This window comes from Arthrobacter gengyunqii (genome assembly GCF_023022985.1).
GTDB classification, from domain to species: Bacteria; Actinomycetota; Actinomycetes; order Actinomycetales; family Micrococcaceae; genus Arthrobacter_B; species Arthrobacter_B gengyunqii.
This window is the reverse complement of the sequence record NZ_CP095461.1, coordinates 2,909,112-2,928,797: the sequence shown is the minus strand read 5'-3', so window position 1 is coordinate 2,928,797 and position 19,686 is coordinate 2,909,112. Positions and strand designations below refer to the sequence as shown.

Genomic DNA, 19,686 nt, shown 5'->3' with positions numbered 1-19,686 from the left:
GTAGATGTGGACTTCCCTCTTAACAGCTCCCTGATCCTGGCCGTCACCGTTGGTCTCTGGCTGCTGTGGGTTGCCCCCTACCTTTTCCGCCTGTCAGACACCGTTCCGGTGTCGGCAGTCTCCCGGCCGGCAGCGCGCCCGGCTCCCTCCTCAACAGCCATCCGCTCTTCCATCTCCGCCGATGGACTGTCCCAGCAGGGGAAAACCATGTACAACGAGTCCACCTCGCAGCACGCGTCAGCCGTGCGGTCCGGCACTGCTGCTCCCGGCACACGGGCCGCCGGTGTATCCGGGCGTCCGCAGAGTCCGCAGCAGGGCTTCCGGATCCGCTACGGCCGAACCGCTCTGGCGCTGGCCGGTGCGCTGGCCCTGCTCATGGTTGTTCTTGGACTGCCGCTGGCCGTTTTCGGTGCTGTTTCGTGGTGGATGCCCCTGGGCGGAGCAGCAGTGGCCGGGGCAGCAATCGCATCTCTTCGCGTCCTCGCTGTGCGGGACCGCAGACACCGCGTCGATGCCGCCTTCCGGGCTGCCATGAGCGCCGGCATCCGGCAGGTTCCGGTATCCGCACCCGAGCCGGCAGCCGAGCAGCCGGCGGCCGCCGCAGAACCCGTGCGGCCGCAGCGCGAGACGGTCCTGTTCGACGCGCAGAGCTTCCCGGGTGCCAAGAACGGGTCCGCCGAAACCGCGGACGAGGCCGTCGGGAAGGCTACAGTCACCACCGCCCCGGGCTCCTCCGACCGGCCGCTGACGGCAGCTGAACTGCGCAGCGCCGCACTCGAGTTTGCTGCCGCATCAACCCCGCAGGCTCCTGCCGGGCCGCCGAAAACCTCCACGACACCCTGGGAACCAGTGGCGGTGCCCAAGCCCGTCTACGTGGAAGCCCCCGTAGCCCAGCGGCCGGCACCGGAACCGCTTGTTCCGCCGCAGACACCCAAGCCTGCCGCCCGCACCTCCCTCCGCGCCGGTGCAGCCGCCGCGGCTGCAGAGTCCTCGGACTCCACCGGTTCCGATGCAGCTCCCGGCACCGGCAAGATCAATCTCGACGATGTGCTCCAGCGCCGCCGCGCTTAGTAAATCCCGTTTGGAGGGCCCGGGCATGTCCGGGCCGTTGACGGCCGCGCTGCGTCCACTGGGGCTGGTGCCCCTCTCCTGGAGCCACCTGCGCACTCATCACCGTCCGGGTGCAGGAATCAGTGCCCTTTACCGGGTGGCCGGCGTGCCCCGCCGCAGCTCAGCCGACAGCCCCCGCCAACCCGTACAACTGCAGGTCGGTGCAACCACTGCTGCCCTGACACCGGAACAGGGCCGCCGGACGGTGCGGGGATCCGTGGACGGTACGGCGGTCCGGCTCTGGGTGCACCCCCGGGACCCCGTCCTTCCAAGTTTGGCCTGGGCCACCAATCCCGACACTGTGGCCCGGGACCTGTTTGCCGCCGGAACAGACGGCGCCCGGGCATCGTTGACGCTGGCGGCTTACCGGCCGCTGCGCCGTGCGGTTATCCGTTGCACCTTCGAGGAATCCACCGCCTACCTCAAGGTCCTGCAGCCGGGCCAGGTTCCCGGGCTCCGCCGCCGGCTGGAAGCGGCTGCAGCTGCCGGCCTTCCCGTACCCCCGCTGCTGGACATCACCTCCGGAGCCGTACCGGAGCCGGACAGCATATTGGCGCTGGGAGCCCTTCCCGGCCGCTCCCTGCATCAGCACCTCCACGCCTTCCCTGCCGGCATTGAACCGCAGGCCCTGCTTGAGCTTCTGGCCGGGCTCCCGGCAGCGGCCCTGAGCCTTCCCCGCAAACCGGCGTGGGCAGACCGCGTCATGGACTATGCCGCAGGCGCCGTCGTGGCGCTTCCGCAGGAGGCGGAACGAATCGCCCGGTGCGCAGCGGAAACCCATGCAGCGGTCTGCGCTGCCGACCCGGGACCGCTGGTGCCCGCGCACGGCGACTTTCACGGCGGAAACCTGCTCGTCGACGACTCGCCCGTGAACAATCTGCTCCTCGGCAACTTGCTCCCCGACAAGGGCCGGACCGGCTGGAAGATCAGCGGGATGCTTGATGTGGACGCACTCGGCCCGGGACACCTGGTGGACGACCTCGCCTGTTTTGCGGGTCACCTGTATGTTTTTGCAGCCGTAAATCCCCGGCGGGCCGGTCTGCGGACCGCGGCGGAACGCTTTGCGGCTGCCTTCGCCGCCGCAACGGATCCGGGCGCGCTCTATTCGCGGGCTGCCGCCGTGGCGTTGACCCTCGTGGCCGGTGCCGCCGGCCGGGGTCCGGGAGCCGCGGAACGGACGCTAAGCACAGCGGAGGAGCTCCTGGTTCGTTCCCGCGACCGTTGAGAAGTGCCGCTGGGCCCTGCTGGAAAGTAGGGTGGAGAAATGGACATTCTCCGCGGGGCTCCGGCCGCAGGTTCCGGACGCATCGTCATTGGCCTGGACATCGGCGGAACCAAAACCCAGGGGCTGCTCCTGGTCGACGGGGTTCCCGCTGCGGAAGCCGTCAGCGGTAGCGCCAACGTCCAGAACGTTCCGCCGGCGCAGGCCGCTGCCAATCTCGCCGAGATTTTCAGGGCCCTCGGCTCCGTCACGGCCGACCGCGTCATCGCCGGTTCCGGCGGTATTGACACCGCCGACGACGCCGCGGCGCTGCGTGCGCTCATCAGCCCGCATGTTCCGGGCGCAACGGTGGACGTCATCCATGACACCCGCCTGATCCTGGCGGCGGGCGAGACACCGGCCGGTATTGCCCTGATTGCAGGCACCGGATCCGTGGCCTGGGGGCTCAGCCCGGCCGGAGAAGAAGCTCGCTGCGGCGGCTGGGGCTACCTTCTTGGCGATGAAGGCAGCGGTTACTGGGTGGGCCGTGAAGCTGTTCGGCACACTCTGCGCCGCTTCAACCTCGGCCAGGATCCTGATGAGCTGTCCGCAGCGCTGCTGACCGCCTGCTCAGTGACCGACCCGGAGCAGCTCATCGCCCTGTTCCACGACACCGGCACCGGGCGGCGGTACTGGTCCTCGAAAGCCTCCGTGGTCTTTGATGCCGCAACGCAGGGCAGCGCCGCAGGCAGCGAAATCGTGGCGGCAGCTGCGCGCCACCTCAGCGGTCTGGCGGCAGATACTGCCCGGCTGCTGGACATGACCGGTCCCGTGGTGGTGGGCGGCGGACTGGGCATGAACCAGCCGCTGCTCCAGGACCTGCTGAGGCAGGATCTGGAACGCGCCGGACTGACCGGCATCCGGTTCCTGGAGCAGGACCCCGTGCACGGCGTCCGGTACCTGGACGCCCGGGAGGTACAGCGTGGCTGAAGGCTTTGATACCCGCGTGGGCGCCTACGCCGTCGTCATCCGCGACGGCAGCGTCCTGCTCTCCCACTGGCATGACCACGGCTACTCCGGCTGGACCCTGCCCGGCGGGGGACTGGAGCTGCGCGAGGACGCGCCCGCCGCCGTCGTGCGGGAAGTCCGCGAGGAGACCGGCTATTTCGTGGAAGCCGAGGAGCTGCTGGGGGTGGACAGCATCTTCATTGAACCGGAACACCGTTTTCCCGGTGAACACCGGCGCCTGCTCCACGCGCTGCGGATCATCTACCGGGCCCGTGTCCTTTCTGGGACGCTGACCCATGAACTGGACGGCAGCACCGACGAGGCTGCCTGGGTTCCGCTGGAGCAGGTTCCGGAGCTGGGAGCGACGCCCCTGGTGCAGGTGGGGTTGAAGATGGCAGCCATCCGCACGGCAGTTAGTTCCGAATGATCTGCTGGACTACATCCTCCGGGTGTCCTACCGTAATCACACGGCAGGACACCCCGTCTGCGGAACCCCCGCATCCACAAGCGGTACTCCCGCACAGAACACGGAAGGTTTCCCCATGACCCTGCCGGAATCCGCGCCACAGGCAGCCGAGCCGATGATCACCTTCCGGAGCGTTACCAAGTCCTTCGCCGGATCTCCTGTGCCCGCCGTTGAGAATCTGACCATGGATATCTCCCGCGGTGCCATCACCGTCTTTGTTGGACCTTCCGGCTGTGGAAAAACCACCTCCCTGCGCATGATCAACCGCATGGTGGAACCCACATCCGGAACCATCAAGGTGGACGGCGCCGACGTCAGCGGGGTTCAGGCTCCCCAGCTGCGGCGGTCCATGGGATACGTGATGCAGTCCGCCGGCCTGATGCCGCACCGCACCGTGCTGGACAACGTCGCAACCGTTCCGCGCCTCAACGGGCAGTCCAAAGCCGCTGCCCGGGCCCGTGCCGCGGAACTGCTCGACGTCGTCGGGCTGGCCTCAGCGATGGGCGGACGGTACCCGGCCCAGCTTTCCGGCGGGCAGCAGCAGCGGGTGGGCGTGGCCCGCGCACTCGCCGCCGATCCGCCCGTGCTGCTCATGGATGAGCCGTTCAGCGCCGTGGACCCGGTGGTGCGCGCCGAACTGCAGCAGGAACTGCTGCGCCTGCAGCGGGATCTGGCCAAAACCATCGTTTTCGTCACCCACGACATTGATGAAGCAACGATTCTGGGGGATCGGGTTGCCGTCTTCGGCGCCGGCGGGCGACTGGCCCAGTACGCGGCCCCTGAAGAAATCCTGCGGGCTCCCGTGGATGACTTCGTGGCGGGCTTTGTCGGCCGGGACCGCGGCTTCCGTCACCTCTCCTTCCAGGCAGGCAACGGTGTGCCGCTTCATCCGGTGCAGCTTCTGACGCCCGCCGAGCTGGCGAATCCCTCGGCGGCCGTGGAAGGGAACTGGGCGCTCGCGGTCGACGACGGCGGGCGGCCGCTGGGCTGGGTGCCGGCGTCCCGCCGGGCATCGATCACTGCTGCGGATCAGCTGGTTCCGGGAGGGTCGCTGTACCGCGAGGGGGAGACCCTGCGCCAGGCGCTCGACGCCGCCCTGTCCTCCCCTGCCGGGATGGGTGTGGCCGTGGACGCAGAAAACCGGGTCACCGGAACCATTAGGGCGGCCGAGGTGCTGGACCTCATCGAGCGGGCCAGGCTCCAGCGGAGCGCGGGCTGACATGGAATGGTTCCTCGCCCACACCGACCAGGTGTTCCGGCTGACCGGACTGCACCTCTACCAGTCCATCGTGCCGCTGGTCCTGGGCATCATCATTGCCGTGCCGCTGGCCGCCCTGGTCCGCAACAGCAGCCGTGTGCGCGGCACCGTCCTCGCCGCCGGGTCGCTGCTCTACACCATTCCGTCCCTGGCACTCTTCGTGACGCTGCCGGCCATCCTCGGAACCCGCATCCTGGACATCAGCAACATCATCATCGCGCTGACAATCTACGCCGTGGCACTGATGCTGCGCGTTGCCGTGGACGCCTTCGACTCCGTGGATGACGGCGTCCGGCAGGCAGCCGTTGCCATGGGGTACCGTCCGCTGCGCCGCTTCCTCACCGTGGACCTGCCGCTGTCCGTGCCGGTGCTGATTGCCGGGCTGCGGGTGGTATCGGTCAGCAACATCTCCATGGTCAGCGTCGGTGCCCTCATCGGAGTGGAAAACCTGGGGTTCTTCTTCCGGGACGGGCTGCGGCGCTACTTCATCACCGAAATCGTGGTGGGCATTGTTGCCACCCTGGTCCTGGCCTTCCTGATGGACCTGGTGTTCGTGCTGCTGCAGCGTGCGCTGACACCCTGGCTGCGGGCTGGCCGGGTGCCGGGCACCTCCGCCGGCATGTTCGGTTTGCGGAAGCGCCGGCACGGCAGCCCGGCCGGAGCATTGGGGTCCGGCGCACAGGCTCCCGTCGGCACCCCGGCAGCAGCGCCCGACGTCGCGCTGAAGGGGGCGTAGCCCGGTGGCCGTGACGATTCCCCGCACCGAATACACCTCCACCAATGCCCTGGGCCAGGGCTGGGAATGGCTGACGGATCCCGCCAACTGGACCGGCACCGCCGGGATTCCCCTGCGCACCCTGGAACACTTGCAGTACACGGGACTGACGCTGCTGATCGCCCTGGCCATTTCCGTGCCGATCGGCCTGTTCATCGGACACACCGGACGCGGACAGGTGGCCGTGGTGACCATCTCCGGCCTGCTGCGAGCCCTGCCGACACTGGGCATGCTGACCCTCTTTGTGCTCCTGGCCGGCCTGGGCCTCATGCCGCCCATCTGGGCCCTGGTCCTGCTGGCCGTGCCGCCGCTGCTGGCCGGCACCTATTCCGGGATAGCGGCCGTGGACCGCAGCATCGTGGACTCGGCGCGCAGCATGGGCATGACCGAACTGCAGATCCTGTTCCGGGTGGAGATCCCGAACGGGCTCAAGGTCCTGTTTGGCGGACTGCGCGGCGCCGCACTGCAGGTCGTAGCCACCGCCGCCGTGGTGGCCACCATCAACCTCGGCGGACTGGGACGGTATCTCATCGACGGACTGGCCGTCGGCGACTACGGCAGGGTCTTCGGAGGTGCGGTCATCATCGCTTTGCTGGCGCTCGCAGTGGATGCCGTGATTGCGTTGGCAGCACGTCTTTTGATTTCACCCGGGCTGCAGAAGGGGCGCGTTGCCGCGGCCGGTCCTGCAGCTTCGACCGTTACCAAACCCACCGGCGGCGGCGGATTTGCCGCCGCCGGCTCACAAGGAGGAAAACAATGACGCAGCACAAGCGCCGGATCGCCCGGCCCAAGGGACTGATCGTCCTGGCCGGAGGCCTCACCCTGGCCCTCGGACTGGCCGGGTGCAGCGGCGGCGGAGGTGACCCGCTGGCCTCGGAAGCGCCGTCGGAAACCGCTGCGTCCGGCGCTGCCGAAACAATCGTGGTGGGATCGGCGGACTTCCCCGAATCCAGCACCTTGGCGGAGATCTATGCCGGTGCGCTGAACGGTGCCGGCATCCCCGCAGAGACCAAGCTCGGCATCGGTTCGCGCGAGGTCTACCTCCCCGCGCTGGAAGACGGGTCCATCGATCTGATCCCGGAATACACCGGCGCGCTGCTGGTGGGAGTGGATCCGGACACCGAGCTCGTGGATGCGGGCGAAATCGTTGATGCCCTGCCCGGCGCCCTGCCCGAGGGCCTTGTGATCCTCGAGCCTTCCGACGCCGAGAACAAGGACGCCATGGTGGTCACCCAGGCCACTGCGGAGAAGTACTCCCTGGAGAGCATCGAGGACCTGGCGAAGGTCTGCGACCAGCTGACCCTGGCCGCCCCGGCGGAATTCGCGGAACGCGTCCAGGGGCTGATCGGGCTGAAGGACAAGTACGGCTGCGAGTTCAAGGAGTTCACGCCCATCGGTGACAGCGGCGGTCCGCTAACCGTGGATGCCCTGCTCAAGGACGACGTGCAGGTCGCCGACATCTACACCACCACTCCGGCCATTGAGGAAAATGACCTGGTGGTGTTGGAGGACCCGTTGCAGAACTGGCCCGCCCAGCAGGTGGTTCCGCTGGCCTCCTCGCAAACGGTCAGTGACCAGGCTGTGGAGGTGCTGAACAAAGTGTCGGCTGAACTGACCACCGAGGACCTCATCGACCTGAACCAGGCCGTCAGCGGGGACCAGAAGATGGATCCCAGTGAAGCCGCCCGCATGTGGCTGGAGGAAAAGGGCTTCATCTAACCCTTGAATCACCGTCGTTACAGGGACCCCTTTCCGCTTCATATGTGCGGGGAGGGGTCCCTGCCTGTGGCACCATGTTTTTATGGCCGAATTCAAGCAGTCCCACAAGCTCCACAACGTTCTCTATGACATCCGTGGGCCGCTGCTGGAGCATGCACAGCGTATGGAAGCGGCCGGGCAGCGGATCCTGAAGCTGAACATCGGCAACCCGGCGCCCTTCGGTTTCGAGGCGCCGGAAGCCATTTTGGTGGACATGATGCGCCACCTCCCCAAGGCCCAGGGGTACAGCGATTCCCGCGGCATTTTCTCGGCCCGCACCGCCGTCGTTCAGTACTACCAAAGCCGCGGCATCCAGAACATCGACGTCGATGACGTGTACCTCGGCAACGGGGTCAGCGAACTGATTACGCTCTCGCTCCAGGCGCTGCTGAACAACGGCGACGAGATCCTGGTGCCCGCACCGGACTATCCGCTGTGGACTGCCTCCGTTTCGCTGGCCGGCGGCACCGCCGTGCACTACCTGTGCGACGAAAACGAGCACTGGTGGCCTGACGTCGAGGACCTTGAGTCCAAGATCACCGACCGGACCAAGGGGATTGTCCTGATCAACCCCAACAACCCCACCGGAGCGGTCTATCCGGAGCACGTGGTCAAGGCGATCGTGGACCTGGCCCGCAAACACGGGCTGATCATCTTCTCGGACGAAATCTACGAAAAGATCCTGTACGACGACGCCGTGCACCTGAACTCAGCCACGATCACCGGCGAGGATGTTCTGTGCCTGACCTTCAGCGGCCTGTCCAAGGCCTACCGGATTGCCGGCTACCGCAGCGGCTGGATGGCCATCTCCGGACCCAAGCACGAGGCCCTCGATTACATCGAGGGCATCAACCTGCTCGCCAATATGCGCCTGTGCGCCAACGTTCCGGCGCAGCATGCAATCCAGACCGCCCTGGGCGGCTACCAGAGCATCAACGACCTCATCCTGCCCGGCGGCAGGCTCAAGGCGCAGCGCGATCTGGCCCACAAGATGCTCAACGACATTCCCGGAGTGAGCTGCGAGTTGTCCATGGGCGCCCTGTACCTGTTCCCGAAGCTGGACCCGGAGGTTTATCCGATCGCCAGCGACGAGCAGTTTGCCCTGGATCTGCTCAAGCAGCAGAAGATCCTGATTTCCGTGGGCACAGCCTTCAACTGGGTGCGGCCGGACCATTTCCGGATGGTGACCCTGCCCAATGTGGATGACATCGAGGACGCCATGATCCGGCTCGCCGATTTCCTCAGCACCTACAAGCAATAGGCCTATTCGGGGCGGGCCTATTCGCTGCGGCCCGGGAACTATTCGCCTGCGGCCGATTCGCGCGCTGCATCGAGGCGGCGGCGGGCACCTTCGAGCCAGGACTCACACCGGGTGGCAAGCTGCTCGCCGCGCTCCCAGAGGGCGAGCGATTCCTCCAGCGAGGCGCCACCGGTCTCGAGCCGGCTGACCACTGACACCAGTTCGTCGCGAGCTTGTTCGTAGCTCATGGCTTCAATCTCTGCCGGAATGGTTGATGCTTCGTTTGCTGCGGGGTTCATCTCTGGGTCTTCTTTCGGTTGGAGCAACTGGTTCTGAGGAAGCTGGATCATTCCGGGACGGCGGCGGTGGCCGCCAGCTCGCCGGCGGCCACCCGGATGCGCAGGCGCGCGGCGTCGGGAACTGCCGCTGCGTCCCGGACCACCGAGCCGTCGGCCAACTGCACGACGGCGTAGCCGCGGTCCAGCGTGTTCTGCGGTGAGAGGGCGCGGACCTGCGCCCGCAGGTACGCGATCCGGTCGGTGTCCCGCCGCACTTCGGAGGTGATGCAGGACAGGGCACGCTCGCGCAGCCGGGACACGTCCTGCTGGCGCACATCCACCATGGTTTCCGGAGCGGACATCACGGGACGGGACCTGATGTGGTTCAGCCGTTCCGTTTCCCGGCCGACGGTCAGCTCCACGATGCGCCGCAGCTGTGCCCGGGCCGCACCAATGCGCTGCAGCTCCTCACCGACGTCGGGAACAATCCGTTTGGCGGCATCGGTGGGGGTGGAGGCCCTCAGGTCCGCCACCTCGTCGAGCAGCGGGCGGTCCGCTTCGTGGCCGATGGCGCTGACCACCGGTGTCTGCGCGGCGGACACGGCCCGGACCAGGTCCTCGTGGCTGAACGGGAGCAGATCCTCCAGGGAACCGCCGCCGCGGGCAATCACGATCACGTCAACTTCCGGCATGGCGTCGAGCTGGGCCAGTGCCCGGGTTACCTCTGCCACGGCGTTGACGCCCTGCACCGCCACTTCACGCACTTCAAAGACCACGGCCGGCCAGCGCAGCGACGCGTTGCGGATAACGTCCTTCATGGCATCGGAATTGCGTCCGGTGATGAGTCCGATCCTCCCCGGCAGCAGCGGCAGCGGCAGCTTCCGGTCATCCCTGAACAGGCCTTCCGCTGCAAGGGACTGGCGCAGCCGTTCAATCCGGGCCAGGAGATCGCCGATGCCCACCGGACGGATGTCCCGGGTCTGCATGGAGAGCCGCCCGGTCTTGACCCAGAAATCGGGTTTGACCTGGGCCACCACGCGGGCGCCGCGTTCCAGCGGCAGCTCCAGCCGGTTCATCACCGTGCTCCACACCGTCAGGGACAGCGAGATCTCCGCGTCGACGTCGCGCAGCGTGATGTAGGAGGCGTTGGCCCGCTTGTTCAGCTCGATAATCTGCCCCTCCACCCAGGTGGCGGGGGCGCGGTCGATGTAGCTCTTGAGGTTCCGCGACAGCAGCTGCAGCGGCCACGGGTTCTCTGGACTGGTTTCCGCAGCGGTCTTCGGCAGGCTCGTCGGAACGGCGGGCTCGTCGGTGCCGGTGCTCTCTATGGGGTCTTGCATAAGTTAATGTCTATCAGGTGCCGCCCCCAACGCGGGGTTCCGTAACCAGAGTGAGGAAACACCCGATGCGAACATTCGGCTCGGCCATCTTGGGTTTTGCCGCCGTCCTGCTGGCAGTTGCCGCACTGTGCTCGGCGTGGCTGGCCGTCAACGTGGTGTCGGAAGACGGCTTTGTGTCCCTGGGGCAGCCGCTGGGCACCAATGAGGCGTTCCAGCAGGACCTCGCCGAGGAGCTGGGAGCCCAGGTGACGAACAGCGTCCAGCTGCCCGACGCCGTCGCTTCCTTTGTGCAGCCGCTGATCACCAGCGCGGTGCAGGGAGTACAGTCGCTGCCAGGCTATCCGCAGGCGTGGGATGAAACGCTGCAGCGCTCGCACGCCCAAACGTTCGACGGCGACGGCGGAGTCACACTGGATCTCGCGCCGGTGGTGGGCCTGGTGACGAACGAGCTGGGCAGCGCCGCCGGGACGGACGTGCAGGCACCGGAGCAATCACTTCTGGAGCTGGGCGGCGCGGACCAGCGCTCCGAAATCGAACTCGCCGTCAAAGCCGCCAATGCCTGGCCGTTTCTCGCCCTGGGAGCCGGGATAGCAGCGGTGCTGGCACTGCTGGTGGCCCGGAGCAGGGGAGCGGCACTGGCTTGGATGGGCGCCGGTGCGCTGCTGGGCGGGGGCGCGCTGTGGTTTGCTGCGGGCTCCCTTCCCTCGTTCGCCGCGCGTCCGGCGTACTACAGCGCCCTGGCTGAGACCTTCGCCGCAGCCTTTGCCGCCGAGGCCGGACCCAGCCTGCAGGCCTGGATGATTCCGTTTCTGCTTGGTGCCGCGGTGATCCTGGTGCTGGGCCTGCTCATCCGGGCAGTGGGCGGGCGGCGCGCGCGCCGCTGAGCCCGGTGAGGCCTCCGCGTTCGGTGGTCCCGGAGCAGTGCGCCGACAGCGGACGCAAGGCCGTCGCGCGAGTTCGGTGCCCGGCCACCCGATAGCATGGAGGCATGACCAGCACTGCCGTTTCCGTGCCTATGCCCACCGTGCCGCGCAGGCGCCGCAGCCCGCAGGAGGTAGCCGCCGCCGCACCTGTCTCCGGCGCGCGCCGCGTCCTGCTCGCAGCACCCCGGGGCTATTGCGCCGGCGTCGACCGCGCAGTCATTGCCGTGGAAAAGGCGCTGGAGGCCTACGGGCCGCCCGTGTATGTCCGCAAACAGATCGTCCACAACCTGCACGTCGTCCAGACGCTCGAGGAAAAGGGCGCCATCTTCGTCGATGAAACCGACGAGGTTCCGGAGGGTGCACGGCTGATCTTTTCCGCCCACGGCGTCTCTCCCGCCGTCGTGCAGTCCGCGAAGGACCGGAACCTGCAGACCATCGACGCCACCTGCCCGCTGGTGACCAAGGTTCACAAGGAAGCGGTGCGTTTTGCCCGCGACGACTTTGACATTCTGCTGATCGGACACGCCGGCCACGAAGAGGTCGAAGGCACCTATGGCGAGGCACCCGAGCACACGCAGATCGTCAACGGTCCCGAAGACGTGGACAAGGTTGTGGTCCGTGATCCGGACAAGGTCATTTGGCTGTCCCAGACCACGCTGAGCGTGGATGAAGCCATGCATACGGTTAACCTGCTGCGCGAGAGGTTCCCCACTTTGCAGGATCCGCCCAGCGACGATATTTGCTATGCCACCTCCAACCGGCAGGCAGCTATCAAGAAGATCGCTCCCGAGGCGGACCTGGTGCTGGTGGTGGGTTCCGCGAACTCCTCGAACTCCGTGCGGCTGGTGGAAGTTGCGTTGGAATACGGTGCCAAGGCTTCCCACCGGGTGGACTTCGCCAATGAGATTGACGAGAGCTGGTTTGAGGGCGTTGCCACCGTAGGCGTGACGTCCGGTGCCTCCGTGCCGGAAAACCTGGTTCAGGACGTCCTGCACCTGCTGGCTGAGTACGGCTACGGCGACGTCGAGGAAGTGGTCACGGCGCAGGAGGACATCATCTTCTCCCTGCCCAAGGAGATCCGCGCCACCCTCAAGGCCATGGGGGATACCTCGCGCGGTCTGGGCGGGCGGCGCGCCGGAGCCTGACGGGCACCGGTATGATTGCAACGTGGCTCTTACTATTGGCATCGTCGGCCTGCCCAACGTCGGCAAATCAACCCTGTTCAATGCGCTGACCCGCAACAACGTTCTGGCGGCGAACTATCCGTTCGCCACCATCGAACCGAATGTCGGCGTCGTGTCCCTTCCGGATCCGCGTCTGGCCAAGCTGGCCGAGATTCACGGTTCCGCGCGCATCCTTCCGGCAACCGTCTCCTTTGTGGACATTGCCGGCATCGTGAAGGGCGCGTCGGAAGGTGAAGGGCTGGGCAACCAGTTCCTCGCCAACATCCGCGAAGCCGAGGCTATTGCCCAGGTCATCCGCGTGTTCGATGACCCCGACGTCATCCACGTGGACGGCAAGGTGGATCCGCGCTCGGACATGGAGACCATCAACACCGAACTGATCCTGGCCGACCTGCAGACGCTGGAAAAGGCGATCCCGCGCGTCGAGAAGGAAGTCAAGATCAAGAAGCGCGAGCCCGCGCAGCTGGCTGCCATGCAGGCCGCTCAGACCGTGCTGGAGCGCGGCGACACCATCTTCTCCTCCGTGGAGAAGGACAAGCTGGAGATGGAGCACCTGCGCGAGCTGAGCCTGCTCACCGCCAAGCCGTTCATCTACGTGTTCAACGTTGACGACGCCGTGCTGGGCAACCCGGAGCGCCAGGAAGAACTGCGCGCTTTGGTGGCTCCCGCTGACGCCATCTTCCTTGATGCCAAGCTCGAAGCCGACCTGGTGGAGCTGGACGAAGAAGAAGCCCGCGAGATGCTGGAGATGAGCGGACAGGAAGAGTCCGGCCTGGACAAGCTGGCCCGCGTCGGCTTCCACACCCTGGGCCTGCAGACCTACCTGACGGCCGGTCCCAAGGAAACCCGTGCATGGACCATCCGCAAGGGTGACACCGCGCCCCAGGCTGCCGGCGTCATCCACACCGACTTCCAGCGCGGCTTCATCAAGGCCGAGGTTGTGTCCTTCGATGACCTGGTGGAGGCCGGTTCCATGGCCGAGGCCAAGTCCCGCGGCAAGGTCCGCATCGAAGGCAAGGAATACGTCATGGCCGACGGCGACGTGGTTGAGTTTAGATTTAATGTATAGGTTTATCGCCTGAAAGAATGAGAATGCCGCCCTCACCGGAAACGCTGAGGGCGGCATTTCTTATAATCGGGGTCAATAGCTTCAGGCCATGATGGTCGTGTTTCAGGGCTTCGATGGTCGTTTTTGTCCATCCGGTCCAATATCAGTGGCGTTCGTATTCTGGCCGCTCCGCAAGCAACGGCCGCGGAACGTCGATAGCGCCGCCGATCTCAATGCCGGACAGGTATATTCCGGACACGCACGAGACAAGATGCCTTGGGAAACCGAAAGTGGGGACCAGTGGGCTTGGATCGGCCGGGACACCAGCCGTGATCACAAGGTGAACCCCATGGACTCTGAGTTCGGGTCCCACGCTTTCGGCACTGATACCGGCGGTGACGCCGGACGGGTCGTCACGGACCACTCCACGCATGTGTCTGATAACGGTGAACAAGCCGGATACTTGGACAAAGGAACAGAACCCCTAAAAATACGGCCCGGGCAATTAAAGGGGAAATGGAGTTGATCACCGAGTATGCTCCGTTGGGGCCGACTGACCAGCAGAAGGCCTTAATAGAAGGAATGAACGGTGCCAGTCTCTGAGACGCGTATAAAGATCTTCGCGGCCGCGGCTGCCGTGCTCATGATGGGAACGACACTAGCCGCGTGCGCTGAGAAGGAGACAAACACGAGAATGTCGGAGAAAAACACCCCCGAGGAGACAATCAGTGCCCACGAGGGGCGGGACCGGGTGGTCGAACTCGTGTTCAATACCGCCGAACAGCTCGATATCACTGGGTGGTGGCCCCGCAACGGGTCAGCGGCAGCGCAGGAGTGCACCCCCGAAAGCAGCCATGGACGGGAGGATGCCACCGCCAGTTACAGCTATGACCGTTGGGCCCCCCGTGGAACTGACCATATTGGGGATGCCAAACGCGTCGCCGAGTATTGGGAGTCCCTTGGCATGAGCGTACGCACGGTAAATCCGACAACGCACCCGACTGTCTTCGCCGAGGGCGGTCCCGTCCTCAGGGCCGAATTCGACACCTATGCATCGGACGAGTCGTACAGTATCGGGGCTACTGCTCCCTGCTCGCCGGGCGACGCCTTTACGTTGAATGTGGAGGACAGTGCCGAGAGGGATCAGGGCAAAGTACTCCCGGGAGACGAAGGCCTGGTCCTTCAAGAGCCTCCGCAGTAATCCCACAATGCAATTACCCCTCCCGGCGCCCCGCCCGCAGGTTCCGGTGGGACCGGCTGGTCTTCTAAAGCCCTTACTCGAAGGAATGAATTGTCCGCCGCTAAGACTCATATAAGGATCCTCATGGCAGCGGCTTCCGCGCTCATGATGGGAATGACAATAACCGCGTGCGCCGAGAAGGAGCCCACTACGGCAATCAGTGCCAGGGAAGGACGGGACCGGGTGGTGGAACTCGTCTTCAATACCACCAAACAGCTCGATATCACTGGGTGGTGGCCCCGCAACGGGTCAGCGGCAGCGCAGGAGTGCACCCCCGAAAGCAGCCATGGACGGGACGACGCCACTGCCAGTTACAGCTATGACCGCTGGGCACCCCGTGGAACGGACCATATTGGGGATGCCAAACGCGTCGCCGAGTATTGGGAGTCCCTTGGCATGAGCGTACGCACGGTAAACCCAACAACGCACCCGACTGTCTTCGCCGAGGGCGGCCCCGTCGCCCGGGCAGTATTCAATACTCATGCAGCTGACCAGTCCTACAGTGTTGGCGCTACAGCCCCCTGCTCGCCGGGCGACGCTTGGACCTTGAATGAGGAGGACAGTGCCGAGAGGGATCAGGGCAAAGTACTCCCGGGAGACGAAGGCCTCGTCCTTCAGGAAGAGCCTCCGCAGTAACTCCACGAAGCAACTACCTCGCCCGGCGCCCCGCCCGCAGGTTCCGGTGGGACCGTCTGGTGCGCTAAAGCCCTTACTCGAAGGAATGAAATGTCCGCCGCTAAGCCACATATAAGGATCCTCACGGCAGCGGCTTCCGCGCTCATGATGGGAATGACAATAACCGCATGCGCCGAGAAGGAGCCCAGTACGACAATCAGTGCCAGGGAAGGACGGGACCGGGTGGTCGAACTCGTTTTCAATACCGCCGAACAGCTCGACGTCACCGGGTGGTGGCCCCGCAACGGGTCAGCGGGGGCGCGGGAGTGCACCCCCGAAAGCAGCCATGGACGGGAGGATGCCACCGCCAGTTACAGCTACGACCGCTGGGCGCCCCAGGGAACCGACCATATTGGGGATGCCAAGCGCGTCGCCGAGTATTGGGAGTCCCTGGGCATGAGCGTACGCACGGTAAATCCGACAACACACCCGACTGTCTTCGCCGAGGGTGGTCCCGTCCTCAGGGCTGAATTCGATACTGATGCATCGGACGAGTCGTACAGTATCGGGGCTACTGCTCCCTGCTCGCCGGGAGACGCTTGGACCTTGAATGAGGAGGACAGTGCCGAGCGGGATCAAGGCAAAGTACTCCCCGGAGACGAAGGCCTGGTCCTTCAGGAAGAGCCTCCGCAGTAATTCCACGAAGCAATCCCGGCCTGCCCCGGCGCTGAGCGCTGGTCGTCCGTCGGACAGTTCTCATTTGGTGTGGAGCAGGGGTTATTCGGTTACGGAATGTGGTGGAGTTCAGATTTAATGTCTAAAACCGCTTAGGTTTAATTCATAAGAGAGGCCCGGAATGCTTTAGCATCCCGGGCCTCTCGTTGCGTACAGGGCGACACTCTGCAGGTGATCCTCGTGAAGAATGTGCCAGGACCTTCATGGGAATGCACCAGCTATGAAAGGTCTTTGAGTATGTAAGCGAGCCTAGAGTGGAGAGTCCTTATGTCGTCCAATTTCACATGCATGATCGCACTTTGCATCGGGTCATCTCCCGCCTCGAAGAACTCGAGGTCCATAAAGGGCTCCTTGTGTTCTTCGTTCTGCCATGCCGTTAAAGTGATCCGCGAGACTTCCAATGGCATACCGTCCTGAATGAAAGCCTCCATAGATCCAGGAGCCGGAGGAACTTCTTCTTCTCTTCCGTCGTCGTAGATCATGAAGCTCGTCTGGCAGTCGTTCTCTCCGAATTCGGTTTGGTGGTCTTTACACCAAGGCTTGCAGTCCGGTTTTCCGGTCATATCTTCCTCCAGTAATTTAATTTCGTGCTTGGGACTTAGCCTACTTCCAGTACCGTCATTTCTCTGCGTAGCAACTCAAGCTACCGCGTCTGCTATATCCCATCCTTGTTGGGCGTTATGTGCAGACTGGGGGTCTATCGGGTTCACATTCCTAGGCAGGCGCCCCAAGAAGCGTTACTTTTCGTTCGTCATTATAAAATGGCCCGAGCAGGCGACCCGGCCTACATCCTGTTTCTAATATGACGTTGCTCTGGTTCGGAACGTGGTTGAGTTTAGATTTAACGTGTAGGTTTCAGTTGATTGCTTGAGGAAGGCCCGGGGTGCTGATTGCATCCCAGGCCTTTCCGGCTTTGGGGACAGGCTGCGCTAGCCTGACCGTCATGGACCGCAGAGAAATGGATATCTTCGATGCAGCAACGCTTATGACCTTGCTGCATCGTGGAAAGCGCCCCTCAACGCTCCGTACGCTGCTGCCGGGGTGGGACATGCTGCAGGTCAATGTCCCTTCACGGGAACAGATGGAGACGGCGATGTCGATCCTGGTTGGTTCCGGCCTGGCAGAGTTGGACTCGTCATGGGGAATGCTGCTCACGGAGGAGGGGGAACAGGTCAGGCGGTCCGTCAAAGGTAGACAAGGGATGCGGATGATCCCGAGCGCCATCAGCGAGATTCTGGCAGGACGAGAGTTGAGCCGTGCGCCGCTGACCCTGCCTCAGGCGGTCTTTGATGCGGCGCGCGAGGACTATTACAACGCCGCCCGACGCACGGCAGAGCGTACACAAAAGCGCAGGTCACGGCATCGCTGGTGGTGGCCCGACCCATTTAGGCATCCCGGACAGTGATGCCGCTTGGTGAGAGTCGGCATCCGCCGAGCCTGAGGTCGTCGTCGGATGCGGCCGGCCCACCAGGTTCCTCGGTTACGGAACGTGGTGGAGTTCCGCTTCAATGTCTAGATCCTGAATCGCTATGTAGCGAGGCTGCCTCAGGACTCCCTGGCGGCTTGAGCGATTCGCACAACGACCTGCTCCACCTGCTTCGGTAGGCACGGGGCAGGTCGTTGTTGTGTGCCGGCCGAGCCTTCCGACTCGACTCGTCCCGCTACTAACCCGCCTCGCTGATCCTGACCGGCAATCTGACATTCGCTGGTTGGGACAGCGTCTTCGGAGACACAGCCGTCGCCCGCGAGAATGTCTCGCGGGCGACGCGACGGAACGCTGGCTGACAAATCGTGCCGCCGTTCGACGGCCAGGCTGCTATTCCCGGTACTTCGCCGGCCAGATGCCATGACGGCCGGGGGAGAGGATGCCGTTCGGGTCGACCGCGTCCTTGATCGTCTCCGCGAACCGCCGATACGCGCCGTCGTTCCAATTGAAGATGCCCTGCGCCTCATCCATGAAGTCAACGTGTGCCCGATACTCGCCGTAGCCGAGCTCGCCGACCTCCTGGACCAGTTGCTTCGCGACGGCATACGCCTTCGTGACCTGCTCCTTGTCGTGGATGTTGTAGGTCAAGCCGGCAACGACGCAGGCGGTGCGCTGATTGAATGCGAACAAGCCGCCGATAAAGTTGAGTCCGTTCTCGTGGAAGCGCAGCTTGATCTGGTCCATTACATAGCGGACCTCAGTGCCGACGAGGGGGACGATCGGGGCGAAGGCGGCGTGGCCGAGGTCGGCCGGCCACTGGCCGGACTCCAGGAGCTTCATCGTCGGGATGCCGGCCTGCACCTTATCGGACTCTCGGTCGATCTCGCCGTACTCGTGCGGGGCGAAGATCCGATGGCTGTCGACCGTCGCGCCGGGGATCGCCTCCCAGACCTCCCGAATGCGGGCGAGCTTCGCGTCGACGACGGATTTGCGACCCCAGAGGGCGGTGCGGACCGCCCAGGCGCCGACCCCGTACTGCTCGGCAAGCGCCCGGACGCCCGCCTCGTCGAGGAGGTCCGCCGGCGGGACGGGGGCTTCATAGATCGTCGAGATCGTGGTGAGCGTCGACATGACCCCCGGAACCGCTGTGACCGTGCCCTCGAGAAGCAGGTCGCGGAGCGTGTCGACGAGGATTTCGAGGTCCTCGTCGTTCGCCACCGTGAGCAGGAGCGGGGCGTATGCCTCGGGCTTGCGCTGCAGCCAGACGCCAGCCCTCACGACGATCCCGAAGTTGCTCTGCGCGAACATCTCGCCGAAGGAAGGGCCGAGGCCGCGGCGATAGAGGTGCCACGCCTTGTTATCCGGGATCGCTCCCATGCCAGTGCGGACAAGCTCCCCGGTCGGCGTGACGACCTCGAGGCCGCATAGAAGCTGGAAATCGGCCCCGTGTGGCATGTAGGTTATGCCGTTATCCATCGAGTTTCCGATCACCGATCCCCAGCTAAGGTCGGGGATGGAAAGCTGGAGCGAATGCCCGCCCGCCTCGATTTGATCGTAGAGGTCCGACCACCGCACGCCCGGCTCGACGACGGCGTAGGCGAGCTCCTCGTTGATCTCGAGGACCCGGTTCATCTGCCGTAGGCTGATCTGGATCGAGCCGCGAACAACCGGTGATGGGCCGCCGTAGCCGCCGCGGCCCTGACCGTGCGGCCAGACTGGGACGCCGTGGCGGTTCGCGGTCCGCATCACCGCCTGGACCTCCTCGACGCTCGTCGGGTAGACGACGGCGGAGCCGACGTAGGTGTCGTCGCCGGGGATCCAGTATGGGTCCTTGAACTCGTCGACGCCGGCATCGTCGCTGACGACGCGATCCGCGGAAAGGACGGCGACGAGCTCGTCGAGGACGGCGGGGGCAAGGGTCGGACGCTCAGTCATGCTACTCCTTCGTAGTGAACACTGGGGCTGGGCCCCATCAAAGCGGCCTCGATTCCTAACATACGCGAATTCATGTCTTAGAGCCATCCGAAATTGGGGCCACTTCTGCCGACTGTAAACGTGGAGGGCGATCCGATCGATCATCG

The 19,686-nt window shown here is 64.8% G+C and carries 20 protein-coding genes; 16 read left to right on the top strand and 4 right to left on the bottom strand.

Annotation, left to right across the window (positions count from 1 at the left end):
- The first annotated feature begins 6 nt into the window (after positions 1–6).
- The 9 genes from MUG94_RS13375 (at position 7) to MUG94_RS13335 (ending at position 8,837) form a co-directional block, all read left to right on the top strand.
- Positions 7–1,071 carry a hypothetical protein gene (locus tag MUG94_RS13375; protein WP_227906594.1) on the top strand — a complete coding sequence of 355 codons (1,065 nt, stop codon included), beginning with the start codon at positions 7–9 and terminating at the stop codon, positions 1,069–1,071.
- Positions 1,072–1,096: 25 nt separating this feature from the next.
- Positions 1,097–2,335 (top strand): phosphotransferase, encoded by a 1,239-nt coding sequence (locus MUG94_RS13370; protein WP_227906592.1) that lies wholly within the window; start codon positions 1,097–1,099, stop codon positions 2,333–2,335.
- Positions 2,336–2,374: 39 nt separating this feature from the next.
- Positions 2,375–3,301, top strand: coding sequence for an N-acetylglucosamine kinase (locus MUG94_RS13365; RefSeq protein ID WP_227906590.1), 927 nt, complete (start codon positions 2,375–2,377; stop codon positions 3,299–3,301).
- The gene (locus MUG94_RS13360; protein WP_227906588.1) at positions 3,294–3,746 is read left to right on the top strand and encodes an NUDIX hydrolase; all 453 of its coding nucleotides are present in this window, start codon (positions 3,294–3,296) and stop codon (positions 3,744–3,746) included. The genes MUG94_RS13365 and MUG94_RS13360 overlap by 8 nt, the downstream gene beginning before the upstream one ends.
- A 115-nt stretch (positions 3,747–3,861) precedes the next feature.
- Positions 3,862–5,004 (top strand): ABC transporter ATP-binding protein, encoded by a 1,143-nt coding sequence (locus MUG94_RS13355; protein WP_269438430.1) that lies wholly within the window; start codon positions 3,862–3,864, stop codon positions 5,002–5,004.
- A 1-nt stretch (position 5,005) separates the two neighbouring features.
- Positions 5,006–5,779 carry an ABC transporter permease gene (locus MUG94_RS13350; RefSeq protein ID WP_227892253.1) on the top strand — a complete coding sequence of 258 codons (774 nt, stop codon included), beginning with the start codon at positions 5,006–5,008 and terminating at the stop codon, positions 5,777–5,779.
- A 10-nt stretch (positions 5,780–5,789) separates the two neighbouring features.
- Positions 5,790–6,578 (top strand): ABC transporter permease, encoded by a 789-nt coding sequence (locus tag MUG94_RS13345; protein WP_227892251.1) that lies wholly within the window; start codon positions 5,790–5,792, stop codon positions 6,576–6,578.
- A complete protein-coding gene (locus MUG94_RS13340) occupies positions 6,575–7,537 on the top strand; it encodes an ABC transporter substrate-binding protein (protein WP_227906587.1) in 963 nt (320 codons plus the stop codon). Before MUG94_RS13345 ends, MUG94_RS13340 begins: the two co-directional genes overlap by 4 nt.
- A gap of 82 nt (positions 7,538–7,619) precedes the next feature.
- The gene (locus MUG94_RS13335; RefSeq protein ID WP_227892246.1) at positions 7,620–8,837 is read left to right on the top strand and encodes a pyridoxal phosphate-dependent aminotransferase; all 1,218 of its coding nucleotides are present in this window, start codon (positions 7,620–7,622) and stop codon (positions 8,835–8,837) included.
- A gap of 38 nt (positions 8,838–8,875) precedes the next feature.
- Here the strand turns inward: MUG94_RS13335 and MUG94_RS13330 are convergent, their stop codons facing one another.
- Both MUG94_RS13330 and xseA read right to left on the bottom strand, forming a co-directional pair.
- Positions 8,876–9,115 (bottom strand): exodeoxyribonuclease VII small subunit, encoded by a 240-nt coding sequence (locus MUG94_RS13330; RefSeq protein ID WP_227906586.1) that lies wholly within the window; start codon positions 9,113–9,115, stop codon positions 8,876–8,878.
- A gap of 47 nt (positions 9,116–9,162) precedes the next feature.
- Entirely contained in the window at positions 9,163–10,434 is a 1,272-nt protein-coding gene (gene xseA / locus MUG94_RS13325; protein ID WP_227892243.1) for an exodeoxyribonuclease VII large subunit, read from the bottom strand.
- 65 nt (positions 10,435–10,499) lie between these two features.
- Here xseA and MUG94_RS13320 point away from each other — a divergent pair, with 65 nt between their 5' ends.
- The 6 genes from MUG94_RS13320 (at position 10,500) to MUG94_RS13295 (ending at position 16,140) form a co-directional block, all read left to right on the top strand.
- A complete protein-coding gene (locus MUG94_RS13320) occupies positions 10,500–11,318 on the top strand; it encodes a hypothetical protein (protein WP_227906585.1) in 819 nt (272 codons plus the stop codon).
- Between the two features lie 104 nt (positions 11,319–11,422).
- Complete coding sequence (locus MUG94_RS13315; RefSeq protein WP_227892241.1) at positions 11,423–12,502, top strand: 4-hydroxy-3-methylbut-2-enyl diphosphate reductase; 1,080 nt, start codon at positions 11,423–11,425, stop codon at positions 12,500–12,502.
- Positions 12,503–12,524: 22 nt separating this feature from the next.
- The gene (ychF, locus tag MUG94_RS13310; protein WP_227892240.1) at positions 12,525–13,610 is read left to right on the top strand and encodes a redox-regulated ATPase YchF; all 1,086 of its coding nucleotides are present in this window, start codon (positions 12,525–12,527) and stop codon (positions 13,608–13,610) included.
- Positions 13,611–14,283: 673 nt separating this feature from the next.
- On the top strand, positions 14,284–14,790 hold the full coding sequence (locus tag MUG94_RS13305) for a hypothetical protein (protein ID WP_227906584.1): 507 nt from the start codon (positions 14,284–14,286) through the stop codon (positions 14,788–14,790).
- A 153-nt stretch (positions 14,791–14,943) separates the two neighbouring features.
- Positions 14,944–15,465, top strand: a complete 522-nt coding sequence (locus tag MUG94_RS13300) for a hypothetical protein (protein WP_247098817.1) — start codon at positions 14,944–14,946, stop codon at positions 15,463–15,465.
- A 222-nt stretch (positions 15,466–15,687) separates the two neighbouring features.
- Positions 15,688–16,140: a hypothetical protein gene (locus tag MUG94_RS13295; protein ID WP_227906580.1), complete on the top strand. Its 453-nt coding sequence runs from the start codon at positions 15,688–15,690 to the stop codon at positions 16,138–16,140.
- Positions 16,141–16,397: 257 nt separating this feature from the next.
- Here MUG94_RS13295 and MUG94_RS13290 read toward each other — a convergent pair whose 3' ends face one another.
- Positions 16,398–16,742 (bottom strand): hypothetical protein, encoded by a 345-nt coding sequence (locus MUG94_RS13290; protein WP_227906578.1) that lies wholly within the window; start codon positions 16,740–16,742, stop codon positions 16,398–16,400.
- A gap of 380 nt (positions 16,743–17,122) precedes the next feature.
- Here MUG94_RS13290 and MUG94_RS13285 point away from each other — a divergent pair, with 380 nt between their 5' ends.
- Complete coding sequence (locus MUG94_RS13285; protein WP_227906577.1) at positions 17,123–17,584, top strand: hypothetical protein; 462 nt, start codon at positions 17,123–17,125, stop codon at positions 17,582–17,584.
- Positions 17,585–17,995: 411 nt separating this feature from the next.
- On the opposite strand, the gene MUG94_RS13280 is transcribed toward MUG94_RS13285, so the two are convergent.
- The gene (locus MUG94_RS13280) at positions 17,996–19,540 is read right to left on the bottom strand and encodes an FAD-binding oxidoreductase (protein ID WP_227906564.1); all 1,545 of its coding nucleotides are present in this window, start codon (positions 19,538–19,540) and stop codon (positions 17,996–17,998) included.
- Between the last annotated feature and the right edge of the window lie 146 nt (positions 19,541–19,686).